The sequence below is a fragment of the Maribacter algicola genome (assembly GCF_003933245.1).
Classification (GTDB): domain Bacteria; phylum Bacteroidota; class Bacteroidia; order Flavobacteriales; family Flavobacteriaceae; genus Maribacter; species Maribacter algicola.
In genome coordinates, this window is record NZ_QUSX01000001.1 from 465,757 (window position 1) to 478,977 (window position 13,221).

Here is a 13,221-nt window from a genome sequence, read left to right on the forward strand (position 1 = left end):
CAATTTTTTTTCTTATTGGGCGGCACTTGCCATCATTGTACTTTTAAAGGTCTGCTGGCTTTCCATCCACTTATTGTAGTCCTCTTCGGATTCAACAATAATTTTCATTTGCATGTTATAGTGCGACTTACCGCATATTTTATTACATAAAAGGACATAATCAAACTCCCAAGGATCGATTACCTCCCCTGTTTCTGTGGATTTCTCGGCCCTAATTTTATTGGTCCTTTGTACCTTCTCCACAACGTCAGGGTTTTGACGCATCTCTTCGGTCGTATAAACCGGAGTAAATGAAAACTCTGTAATCATTCCAGGAACACAGTTCATTTGTGCCCTAAAGTGAGGCATATAGGCCGAATGAAGTACATCTTGGGACCTCATTTTGAAATTAACCTTCCTACCCACTGGCAAATGCAGTTCCTTTACAATTACATCATCACCTGCATAAGGATCGGATTCATCCAAGCCTAAAACATTGGCCCTATCAATATCGATCATACGAACATTAGCACTTCCAAGTGTATTGTCCGCTCCGGCATACCTTGCCGTCCAGTTAAATTGCTGGGCGTAAAGCTCGATTACCAAAGGATCGTCATCATCGTTTATATCCGTAATGTTCGTCCAAGTATAGAGTCCGTAAAGAATCAATCCGGCGAGTACAATAACCGGTATAATGGTCCATATAAATTCCAAACGGTTATTATCGGCATAAAACAATGCCCTCTTCCCCTTCTCACCTCGATACTTAAATGCAAAATAATGTAAAAGTGCCTGGGTAATTATTTGAACTATAAAGATAATTACCATGGATATAAGCATCAACAAATCATAATCAGATCCATGTTCTGAAGCAGCCTCTGGTAAAAGTACTTTTCCATACTTAGCAAAGCTAAAAATGGTGATACCATAGATAAAGACAAGAAACGCGAACATAAGATAACCATTGTTCTTATTATCCTTATCATTGGCAACCTCTGAATTATCTGTTCTAAGCTGTGATAACTCAAATATTTTGGTCATTTGCCAAATGGCAATCGCCACGAGAACTAAAACAGCGAAAGTCAATAATGTAGTCATTGTATGTATTGATATTATACTTTAAAACTCACTAATAATGAAAGTGTCTACTTTCTTCAATAAAAGGATTTCGCTTTGGTTGCAAAGGTACTGTTGTTAAAGCCCTAAACACCCAAAAGATGAACAATCCGGCAAAAAACAATATAGCTCCAATTTCAGGAACACCTATGAACCATTGATCCCCTACTGTAGAAGGCATGATTGCATTAAAGATGTCCATATAGTGACCGGCCAAAATAACGATGCCTGCCAATACAACGAACCAATTGATACGTTTATAGTCACTATTCATTAAAAGCAGTAAAGGGAACAAGAAATTCATGGCTACCATACCGAAGAAAGGCAATTTATAATCCTCAATACGGGTAACATAATAAGTGACTTCCTCAGGAATGTTCGAGTACCAAATAAGCATGAACTGTGAAAACCAAAGGTAGGTCCAGAAAATACTGATACCGAACATGAATTTGGCCAAATCATGGATATGACTATCGTTAACATCGGGCAAGTATCCTTTGGACTTTAAATAGATTGTCACCATGGCGATAACCGTTATACCGGATACAAACATACTTGCGAAAATATACCATCCGAACAATGTGCTGAACCAGTGCGGCTCTACACTCATAATCCAATCCCATGACATAATGGATTCTGAAATTAGGTAGAATACCAAAAATGCAGCGGAAATCCTAAAGTTCAATTTAAAACTTGAATTGTCATCGGACTCATCTTGTTTCAAAGACAATTTTCTGGAATACTCCCTGTAAGCAATCCATCCCCCTAAGAAAATGGCGGCCCTAATCAAGAAGAAGGTAGGATTTAAGTAACCCGATTTCCCCTGCAACAATTCGTCATGGGCTACTACTTCCGGATCCATCCAAATAAACAAATGGTTCATGTGTAGCACTGAAAGAACCAAGATGACAAAAACTATTATTCCTCCTGGGACCAAATAGGCCGTAATACCCTCCATTACCCGAAACAACAATGGGGACCATCCTGCCTGGGCAGCCCTTTGAATTGCATAGAATGCCAAAACCCCTAACGCGATCATCATAAAAAAGAAGGCTGCAACATATAAAGCGGCCCAAGGTCTATTTTTTAATTGGTCCAATAAATGCTTATCATGGGAAGCACCATGATCACCTTCATTGTTTCCAGTGACTGCGTGAGCCGATTCTGTATCGTGTGAAGCAGCTGCATCATGCCCTCCTCCGTGTCCATCATCATGACTGGCAACCATTGCCTTGGCCTCCTCAACCGTGCCGGGAGCCATAACAAAACCACCAATTATTCCCAATAACCCTATGGCCATTAGTATGATGGAACCTAACTTAAGTCTGTTTGAAAACGTATACATAGTATTGTTCACCTATTATTTGGTTAAATCTTGTTTCAGCTTCATTACATATTCAGCCACTTGCCACATTTCTGTACTGTTCATTTGGGACGCATATGACCCCATGGAGTTCAAACCATATATCTGTACATGATAGGCCGTACCTACCGTAATGTTCCTGGCCGCATCATTATAACTTGGCACTCCAAGAATTTTTTCCCTTTTTACTAGTGTCCCTTGTCCATCGCCCTTATCACCATGACATATGGCGCAGTAAATGGTATACATCTCTGCCCCAGCAGCCAAATTGGCGTCCTTGGATAAAGAATCCAACGGACTTGTATTCAACCTGGCGAGTTCCTTACCTTCTGGAGAATTCTCAAACTCATACGGTAACCAACCCCTATTGATGGTATTGGCAGGGGGTACCATCGCTTCTTGGTTTGAAGGTAAAATATCAACTTCACTATAGGCTTCATAACCAACTGGTTCATACATATTAGGCATGTACTGGTAATTTGGTTCGCGCTTATCTTGACAAGCGGCAAAAAACACCAATAAACACCCTATAACCGTAATTTTTAGAAAACTGTTCATATTTAATGACTGTTTTTTTCTGATATATTAATTTCCACAGCACCGGTGCCAGCCAACAAATCCTTCAACTCTTGTTCATTTCCATGGACTTCGATTTCCATTACAAAGTGATCATCCGTTGTTCTTACATCGGGGTTTTCCGCCTTTTTGAAAGGCCACAACCTACTTCGAAGGTAAAAGGTAATTACCATTAAGTGGGCGGCAAAGAAAACCGTAAGCTCGAACATAATGGGCACGAATGCAGGCATATTCTCTATGTAACTAAAACTTGGTTTGCCTCCAATATCTTGGGGCCAATCCTTGATCATAATAAAGTTCATCATTACTATAGCCACTGTAAGACCTACACACCCATATAAAAAAGAAGTTATGGCTATTCTGGTAGGTGCCAAACCCATAGCCTTATCAAGGCCATGAACGGGAAAAGGGCAATATACTTCCTCAATGTGATGTTTGGCAGCCTTAACCTTTTTAACGGCATGCATTAAAACGTCATCATCGTTGTAAAATGCTTGTATAACTTTAGATGCCATAGCCTACTTTTTGTCGTTTAATAATTTAGCTTGTCCGGCCCAATCATCTCTCTGAGCCCTTCCCGGGAAAGAACCAGTAATCGAATCCAACAGGTTATATTCCTTCTCCGTCATCCTTGCAACTTGTGCAAATGTGTAAATACCAATTTCGTTCAAAGTAGCTTCCATCTGAGGCCCAATACCCTTTACCTTCTTAAGGTCGTCAGGTGTTTCTTTAGTGGCATCAAAGGTACCAATGCTACTTAACAACTCGTTTACGCCAATCTTATCACCTTCTTTAGGTTCAACTTCACCCATTAATACATCTTGGGTTATAACCGGCTCTTCTTTAACCAAAACTCTTTCAGTTGATATTTGATAAAGCGGTTGACCAGCGTCCCTAAGCTTTTTGTATTTCTCTCCCGATGATTTAAGAATCGACTTAACCTCCGCTTGTGCAATCACGGGGAATGTTCTTGCATACAATAAGAAGAGTACGAAGAAAAATCCAATGGTTCCAATAAATATACCTATATCAACAAAAGTTGGGGAAAACATGGTCCAAGATGATGGAAGATAATCCCTATGTAATGAAGTCACTATAATTACAAAACGCTCAAACCACATCCCTATGTTTACCACAATGGAAATAAAGAAGGAGAACATAATACTCGTTCTCAATTTCTTGAACCACATAAATTGGGGAGAAAACACGTTACAGGTCATCATAGCCCAATACGCCCACCAGTAAGGACCAGTAGCTCTATTCAAGAAAGCATATTGCTCATATTCAACACCTGAGTACCATGCCATAAAAAGCTCGGTGATATAAGCACAACCAACGATAGAACCCGTAATCATGATGACTATATTCATCAACTCAATATGCTGAACCGTAATATAAGCTTCCAGACTACATACCTTTCGCATAATAATCAATAAGGTATTTACCATGGCGAATCCTGAGAATATAGCTCCCGCAACAAAGTATGGAGGGAAGATGGTGGTATGCCATCCAGGTATAACGGATGTGGCAAAGTCAAACGATACGATGGTATGCACAGAAAGTACCAAGGGCGTGGCCAAACCTGCCAATACCAAGGAAACCTCTTCAAAACGTTGCCAATCCTTGGCACGTCCACTCCATCCGAAACTTAACAAGCTGTATATTTTCTTTTGAAAAGGTAAAATGGCCCTATCCCTCAACATTGCAAAGTCAGGAAGCAATCCTGTCCACCAGAATACCAAAGAAACGGATAGATACGTTGAGATTGCAAATACATCCCAAAGCAGCGGGGAGTTAAAGTTCACCCATAAAGACCCAAATTGATTGGGAATAGGCAATACCCAGTATGCCAACCACGGCCTACCCATGTGTATAATCGGGAACAAACCAGCTTGAATCACCGAAAAAATAGTCATCGCCTCAGCAGAACGGTTAATCGCCATTCTCCATTTTTGACGAAACAGCAACAATACTGCGGAAATCAATGTACCGGCATGACCAATACCTACCCACCAAACAAAGTTGGTTATATCCCAAGCCCAGTTAACGGTTTTGTTCAGTCCCCAGGTTCCAATACCCGTTGATATAGTATAAATAATACAACCTACTCCCCAAAGAAATGCCACCAAGGCAATGGAAAAAACAATCCACCAATGCTTATTGGCCCTTCCTTCTACTGGAGCGGCAATATCCACTGTTACATCGTGGTAGCCCTTGTCTCCAAGTACTAGGGGTTTTCGTATAGGTGCTTCGTAATGCGACGCCATAGACTTCTATTATAATTACTTTCTTGTATTGTTATGCTTCGTTGGTATTTCTAACTTTAACGTGATAAAACACATTTGGTTTGGTACCCACATGCTCCAATAGATGGTACATACGGTTACTTTCCTTTAATTCGGATACCTTGCTGCTTTCATCATTTATATCACCAAAAACCATGGCACCATTATCACAGGCAGCGGAACAAGCCGTTTGGAATTCACCATCCTTAACTAGCCTACCGTCACGTTTTGCATCCAAAATAGTTTTTTGTGTTTTTTGGATACACATGGAACATTTTTCGATTACGCCCCTAGAACGGACGTTCACATCTGGGTTCAATACCATTTTACCCAAATCATTGTTCATATGGAAATCAAATTCCTCGTTATTATTGTACAGGAACCAGTTAAACCTTCTCACCTTGTAAGGACAGTTGTTAGCACAATATCTTGTTCCAACACATCTGTTATAAGCCATTTGGTTCTGACCCTGCCTACCATGTGATGTAGCCGCTACAGGACATACAGTTTCACAAGGAGCGTGGTTACAGTGCTGACACATTACAGGTTGAAAAGCTACCTGTGGATTATCAGCTGGGTGTTCCATTTCCCCGAAACCTCCTAGAGAGCCATTATCGCCCCATAGACCATCCAATTCATCCTTTTTAGTGTTGTCAGCTTCAAAAGATTCCTCAGAAGAGTAATATCTGTCTATACGCAACCAGTGCATATCCCTGGAAACCCTCACTTCTTTTTTACCAACTACGGGAACATTATTCTCCGCGTGACATGCTATAACACAAGCACCACATCCAGTGCAGGCATTTAGGTCGATGGAAAGATTAAAATGATGGCCTATTGAACGATCAAAACTTTCCCATAAATCGACAGTAGTTGCCGGAACCTCTTGGTGGTTCAAGGAAACTTGGGGAACATGGTTCCATTCCGCATGGTCCTTGGTATTAAATATCTCTAAAGTGGTTTCTTTTATAATGTCACCTCTACCCATCAAGGTTTTATGAAGCTGGACACAAGCAAATTCATGATTACCCGAAGTCTTTTCAACCGTTACGACTTGATTGGCATTAAAACCTTCATATAATTTAAAGGCATTGACACCTGTTTGCATCTCCTCCTTCATCCCTACGGTTTTACCATATCCAAAAGAAAGGCCTAAAGAACCTTTTGCCTGACCAGGCTGTACAACCACAGGTACATTTTGTATGGTTACACCGTTGACAGTTAAATTCACATAGTTACCATCCATTCCTCCGTTGGCAACATTGACATTCTCAACACCCAATGTTTCCGCATCTGATTTTGAGATAGTCACATAGTTGTCCCAAGAAACCCTTGTGATTGGATCTGGAAACTCTTGCAACCAAGGATTACTTGCCTGTTGACCATCTCCCATTCCCACTTTGGAGTACAATGTCAATTCCATACCACCACTGGTAGCATTTGCCAAACTTCTAACTGCTGAGGCCAATGGAACACTTGTAGATTCCATTTCAGTTTCCTCAGCAACAGGTGCCGGAGCCGACCCTACTTCCATATCCACGGTCGTAGACTGTGCTTCAAAAACACCGTCCTGTAAAGCTTGGTTCCAACTTGCCCCATTTAGAATACTGGAGGTCCATGTATCCTTTATATAATCATAGTAAGAAGCATCGCTTCCCATCCAACCCAAAAGGGCCGATTGGAATTGCTTCGTATCGAAAAGCTCTTTTATAGTGGGCTGCATTAAGCTGTAATGCCCTTTTTTTATCTGGGTATCCCCCCAAGATTCCAAATAATGATTGGAGGCCGCAGCATACTGTACCACCTCGGCAGTTTCATTCCAATTGGTAGTAAACAAAACAGAAAGGTCTGTTTTCTCCAAACCTTCCTTGAAGTCTGCGGCATTTGGCAATGAATACATTGGGTTCACCCCGTCCATGATCAAGGCACCAACCCTACCGGCCTTCATATCGGAAATCAACACCTCCAACATCTTAACATTCCCCTTCCTAGTATATCTTGGCGAAGTGGGATCAAATGCCTTACTGCCCAACATTTTATTGATTGCCAAAACTACGGCTTGGGCATTCAAATCGTCCAAACCTGTGACTACAACCGCATTGGAACCGGCCTTTTTAATTTCAGCTGCAATCTGATCTACAATGGCATCATAGTCGGAAGTGTTACCACCTACTGACGTACCGTTTAACTTCCCATATAATTTGGCAAGAACAACTTTCTGCGCTGTAGGTGTCAAAGGAAATCGTTTATCAGCATTTGCACCGGTCAAAGACATATTTGCCTCCAACTGTACATGCCTGGACATCTTTCCGTTCTTTGGAACACGTCCTTTGGAATAACCTGAACTATATCCGCCACCTTGCCAATCAGCAAGAAAATCCGCACCAAAAGATACTATCAGGTCAGCATTTTCAAAATTATAATCGGCAAGAGCCCGCTCACCATAGGCCTGCTCAAAAGCAGTCAATGCAGCATCCTCGGAAATAGCATCATATGTTACATGAGCCACATTCTCATTGGTAGCCATCAATTCAGAAATTAATCTATCAGTAGATGGACTTGCATACGTCTGGGTAAGCAACACAATCTTTTTTGACCCTCCCTTAAGACCGGCCATCTTGGCCTTTACAGCTGCATTTAAAGCATCCCATTCAATAGGCCCCTCAGCGGACATGGGTCCTTGGAGCCTAGTGCTATCGTACAATGAAAGAACGGATGCCTGCACTCTTGCATTGGCACCACCCCCAACTTTCGCCAGGGTATTGTTCTCAACCTTTATTGGGCGACCCTCACGAGTCTTTATCAAGACACTGGCAAAATCAAAGCCGTTTGCAATAGTAGTTGCATAATAGTTTGCGACACCAGGAACAATGTTTTCGGGCTGAACAACGTAAGGAATGGACTTTATCACAGGGCCTTCACAGGCAGCCAAAGAAGCCGCTGCTGTACTGAATCCTATGTATTTTAGAAAATCCCTTCTATTGGTACTTGTAGAGGACAAGTTTTCCTTATCCCCCAAAAAGTCGTCTACAGGAATCTGCTCTACAAATTCATTCTGTCTTAGCGCCTCAACAATGGAATCGTCTGGATTTAACTCCGCTTCGCTTTTCCAATATTTTTTGTTTGATGCCATACGTATTATCTGTAATTAGCTTCTTATATAAATTAATAGTGACACTTTCCACATTCCAAACCACCCATTTGGGCCGCCGTTAAATTCTCAACGCCATATTTTTTGGAAAGCTCCGCGTGAATTTTTTCGTAATATTCGTTACCCTCCACCTTAACATTGGTTTCGCGGTGACAATTTATACACCATCCCATGGTCAAAGGAGAATACTGATACATGATTTCCATTTCCTCCACGGGACCGTGGCAGGTCTGACACTGCACACCGGCTACGGATACATGTTGGGAGTGATTAAAATAGGCAAAATCAGGAAGGTTGTGTATCCTAACCCACTCTACAGGTTGAGATTCACCCGTGTATTTTTGATTTTGTTCGTCCCATCCAACAGCCTTATACAATTTCTTGATTTCGTTGGTGTAAAATTCGTTGGTATATCCATTTGCCAAATCCTCTTGGGAAGGACCTTCTGGATTTCCTTTGTATTCATAAATAGATTTATGACAGTTCATGCAGACGTTCAAGGAAGGAATACCTGAATGCTTGGAAACTCTAGCGGACGAGTGACAATATTTACAATCGATTTTATTGTCGCCTGCGTGTATTTTATGCGAATAATGTATTGGTTGGATAGGTGCGTAGCCTTGATCAACTCCAATTTGCATCATCCAACCGTATGCGAAATAAGCACTTCCCAGTAATAGGAATATTACGGTCACCAATACCAGGAATTGATTTTGTGCGAAAGCCTTCCAAATAGGGATTCTTTTTTCGGCCCGTTCCTTTTCGATTGAAATTCCGTTCGCTTCCGCTATTCTTCTCAAGGTATTATTGACCAAAATCAACATGACCACCAAAAGGGCAAAAACAACAGCCAAGGCACCTAAAATTAACTCATTGGAAATACCTCCGGAAGACTGTCCAGCACCTACTGCCGAAACTTCCCCTGCAGCTGGAGCGGCAGGTGCCGGGGGTGGCGCAGCCGTATATGCCAAAATGTTGTCTATATCCTCGTTTGTCAACGTCGGAAAGGCAGTCATCGCCGCTTGATTGTACTCATTATAGATTTTGACTGCATACGCATCCCCAGCCTTGATCATCCCGGGACTGTTTTTAATCCAAGCGTATAACCATTCCCTGTCCAACCCCTCTTCTTCTGCCAAACGACTTTCCACATTCGCCAAGGCAGGACCGGTCATTTTACGGTTCAAGGCGTGACAAGCTGCACAATTCTGATTAAATAAAGCCTTACCTGCAGTTGCATCACCACTAGTTGCAGCGGCATCACCAGACTCCGCAACAACATCTTGTGCCACCAATGAAACTGAAAAAAGTAGGATAGCTACTAAACTGAAAACAAAGACTTTGGAAAACTGATTGCGGTACGGTACCTTTTTCATAAATAGAATATTTCAATCGGAATCTTGGCACGATTTTAGATCGTATTTTAACGACAAACGGTAAAAAAATGCCTTAATCGATGCCAAAAATACGACATAGACTTTATTTGGTAAAAGGTAAATGTATTTATAACTAATAATTTATAATTATTCTAAATAACTGAAATTGCTAACCCTTTATCCTTTAAAAATTTACATTTGTGAGAGGAAATAAAACCCCCGTTTTTTAAATGAAAAAACTTTTTTACATAGCGATTATGATTTTTTTCGCAACCAAGGTAAATGCCCAGGAAGGTACTATCTCCATAGACCAGGATGCACAAATAACCCAACTATTGGACCTCTATAAAAAGTCGCTCGACAAAAATGATTATTACAGAATTCAGGTGGGTTTTGTTAGCAATAACGAAAAGGCACAAGAAATCAAAAGCAATGTAGAAATCGATTTTCCTGAATTGCCTTCCCAAATTGACTTTGACTCTCCAACATACAGAATAAGGGTAGGCAGATTCAAATCGAAATTGGAAGCCGAACGTAAATTCAATGAGGTTCGAAAAAAATATCCCGATGCCATGTTATTAAAACCAAAAAAATCGACCTAAAAGGCCGATTTTTTTTTATAAATTATTGAAAAAAATCGTTATTTCAACTTCTTTTTGACCGCTACTTCTTGGAAAGCCTCTACAATATCATCAATATAGATATCATTGTAGTTCTTGATTTGAAGTCCGCAATCATATCCTTTGGAAACTTCCTTAACGTCATCCTTGAATCGCTTTAAGGACGACAGTTCGCCAGTATAGATTACCACACCGTCTCTAATTAGGCGTATATTGGAATTCCTATAAATTTTGCCACTGGTCACCATACAACCGGCAATAGTGCCTATCTTGGATATTTTGAAAGTTTCCCTAATTTCAGCCGTACCTGTAATTTCCTCTTTCATTTCTGGAGAAAGCATACCCTCCATTGCGTCCTTAAGATCGTTGATGGCGTCGTAAATAATGGAATACATTCTGATATCTATCTCTTCATTTTCAGCAATGGTCTTCGCATTGCCCATAGGCCGAACATTAAATCCAATGATAATAGCATCTGATGCAGAAGCCAACAATACATCGGACTCCGTTATAGGTCCTACCGCTTTGTAAATGATGTTCACCTGAATTTCATCGGTCGAGAGTTTCTGGAATGAATCCGTCAAGGCCTCGACGGAACCGTCCACATCACCTTTAAGTATAATATTCAATTCCTTGAATTCGCCCAAGGCAATACGTCTGCCTATTTCATCCAAAGTGATATGACGTTGCGTCCTAACCGATTGCTCACGCTGTAGCTGGGACCTTCGAGCAGCAATTTGCTTGGCTTCCCGTTCGTCCTGCAATACATGGAACTTGTCACCTGCCTGTGGAGCACCATCCAAACCTAATATAGATATGGGTTGCGATGGTCCCACTTTGGTAACATTTTTACCACGCTCGTCCTGCATGGCCTTTACTTTTCCACTCGTAGTTCCGGCCAGGACATAATCCCCAATATTCAAAGAACCAGCTTGTACCAAAATAGTGGACACATAACCCTTTCCTTTATCCAAAAAGGCTTCCACAACCGTACCGGATGCAAGTTTGTTGGGATTTGCCTTTAACTCCAATAGTTCAGCCTCCAACAACACTTTTTCCAATAATTCCTTTACACCTTGTCCTGTTTTGGCAGATATGTCATGGGACTGGATTTTCCCTCCCCAATCTTCTACCAACAAGTTCATCTGGGCTAGCCCCTCTTTGATCTTATCTGGATTGGCCGTTGGTTTGTCCACTTTATTTATGGCGAACACAATAGGTACACCAGCCGCCTGTGCATGACTGATTGCCTCCTTTGTTTGCGGCATTATATCGTCATCTGCGGCGATTACAATAATCGCAATATCCGTTACTTGGGCACCTCTGGCCCTCATCGCCGTAAACGCCTCGTGACCTGGAGTATCCAGGAATGAAATCTTCTGGCCATTATCCAAGGTTACGGCATAAGCACCAATATGTTGGGTAATGCCGCCGCTTTCACCTGCAATTACGTTCTCCTCCCTAATATAATCCAACAAAGAGGTCTTACCATGATCCACATGCCCCATCACCGTAACAATAGGCGCCCTTGGCTCCAAATCTTCAGGTGCATCCTCTTCTACAACAATACTTTCCTCAATATCAGCTGTTACAAATTCCACATCATAACCAAACTCATCCGCTACTATGGACAAGGTTTCCGCATCCAGACGCTGGTTCATTGTAACCATAATGCCCAACGACATACATGCCGAAATAATTTCGGTAGTGGAAACATCCATCATCGTAGCGACCTCGCTTGCGGTTACGAATTCCGTAACCTTAAGGATTTTACTTTCCAGTTCTTGTTGTTCAAGATCTTTTTCAGTCTGCTGACGATGTTGATCTCTTTTGTCCCTTCTATATTTGGCACCTTTACCCTTCTTGGTTTTACCCTGCAATTTCTCGAGGGTCTCCCGTACTTGCTTTTGCACATCTTCCTCAGTGGGCTCTACCTTTGGTGCTGAAAAACGTCTGTTACCTTTACGATCATTCGCGTTGCCTCCTTTAGTGGATTGACCTGGCCCCGAAGTATTTTTACTTACAATACGCTTTCTTCGCTTCTTTCGGTCAGAACTATCTGTATTGCTCTTCTCCTCTTTCTTCTTTTTGGGTTTTTGAAACTTGGAAAGATCTATTTTATCGCCCGTAATTTTGGGACCCGTTAATTTTTTGTATTGGGTCTCCAAGGTTTCCGGAGCATCCGACTTGACCTGTGGGACCTCCTCTTTACTTTTTTGGGCAACAGGAGGATTAGTTTGGGTTTTATCCTCTTTTTTGGGCTCTTCAGGTTCGACTGGTACAGACGCTACGGGCTCCTCCTTTTCCTTAGGTTTTTCTTCTTCCTTAACTTCCGGAACGACTTCCTTTTTCTTAGGATTCAAATCAATTTTACCGACCGTCTTAAGACCTGCAAGTTCAACTTTTCCTACCAATTTTTGCTCGTCCTGGGCCGCATTTCTCTTTTCACGGGCCAGTCGACGCTCTTCTTGTTCCTGTTCCAACTGGATCCGTATGGCTTCTTTTTCCTTTCGCTTTTCCTCCCCTACCTCCTTAGAAGCAACTTTTTTGCTCTTATCGGTCTGGAACTCATCCAGTAGTACCTGATACACCTCATCGGAAATTTTTGTGGTTGGCCTAGCGTCCACATCATGTCCTTTACTGTTCAAGTAATCTACTGCCCTGTCCAAGGAAATATTAAGCTCCCGAAGAACTTTATTAAGTCTTATTTTTGGATTGTCTGCCATAAATACTGATTCCCGTTCTTTTATTTATT

Annotated in this window: 9 protein-coding genes; 1 reads left to right on the forward strand and 8 read right to left on the reverse strand. The window is 41.6% G+C overall.

Annotation, left to right across the window (positions count from 1 at the left end; translation table 11 throughout):
• Nucleotides 1–12: 12 nt before the first annotated feature.
• Genes DZC72_RS02015 through DZC72_RS02045 form a run of 7 tightly spaced genes read right to left on the reverse strand, consistent with a single transcriptional unit; the run spans nt 13 to nt 9,846 of the window.
• A complete protein-coding gene (locus DZC72_RS02015) occupies nt 13–1,077 on the reverse strand; it encodes a cytochrome c oxidase subunit II (RefSeq protein ID WP_125221240.1) in 1,065 nt (354 codons plus the stop codon).
• A 31-nt stretch (nt 1,078–1,108) separates the two neighbouring features.
• Nucleotides 1,109–2,440 carry a quinol:cytochrome C oxidoreductase gene (locus tag DZC72_RS02020; protein WP_125222563.1) on the reverse strand — a complete coding sequence of 444 codons (1,332 nt, stop codon included), beginning with the start codon at nt 2,438–2,440 and terminating at the stop codon, nt 1,109–1,111.
• A gap of 15 nt (nt 2,441–2,455) precedes the next feature.
• Nucleotides 2,456–3,016 carry a c-type cytochrome gene (locus DZC72_RS02025; RefSeq protein WP_125221241.1) on the reverse strand — a complete coding sequence of 187 codons (561 nt, stop codon included), beginning with the start codon at nt 3,014–3,016 and terminating at the stop codon, nt 2,456–2,458.
• A gap of 2 nt (nt 3,017–3,018) precedes the next feature.
• Nucleotides 3,019–3,549, reverse strand: coding sequence for a DUF3341 domain-containing protein (locus DZC72_RS02030; protein WP_125221242.1), 531 nt, complete (start codon nt 3,547–3,549; stop codon nt 3,019–3,021).
• Nucleotides 3,550–3,552: 3 nt separating this feature from the next.
• Entirely contained in the window at nt 3,553–5,301 is a 1,749-nt protein-coding gene (gene nrfD / locus DZC72_RS02035; RefSeq protein WP_125221243.1) for an NrfD/PsrC family molybdoenzyme membrane anchor subunit, read from the reverse strand.
• Nucleotides 5,302–5,332: 31 nt separating this feature from the next.
• Complete coding sequence (locus DZC72_RS02040; RefSeq protein WP_125221244.1) at nt 5,333–8,452, reverse strand: TAT-variant-translocated molybdopterin oxidoreductase; 3,120 nt, start codon at nt 8,450–8,452, stop codon at nt 5,333–5,335.
• 32 nt (nt 8,453–8,484) lie between these two features.
• Nucleotides 8,485–9,846 carry a cytochrome c3 family protein gene (locus DZC72_RS02045; protein WP_125221245.1) on the reverse strand — a complete coding sequence of 454 codons (1,362 nt, stop codon included), beginning with the start codon at nt 9,844–9,846 and terminating at the stop codon, nt 8,485–8,487.
• A gap of 257 nt (nt 9,847–10,103) precedes the next feature.
• On the opposite strand from DZC72_RS02045, the gene DZC72_RS02050 reads away from it, so the two are divergent.
• The gene (locus DZC72_RS02050) at nt 10,104–10,448 is read left to right on the forward strand and encodes an SPOR domain-containing protein (protein ID WP_243641622.1); all 345 of its coding nucleotides are present in this window, start codon (nt 10,104–10,106) and stop codon (nt 10,446–10,448) included.
• A 38-nt stretch (nt 10,449–10,486) separates the two neighbouring features.
• On the opposite strand, the gene infB is transcribed toward DZC72_RS02050, so the two are convergent.
• Nucleotides 10,487–13,192, reverse strand: coding sequence for a translation initiation factor IF-2 (gene infB / locus DZC72_RS02055; RefSeq protein ID WP_125221247.1), 2,706 nt, complete (start codon nt 13,190–13,192; stop codon nt 10,487–10,489).
• Between the last annotated feature and the right edge of the window lie 29 nt (nt 13,193–13,221).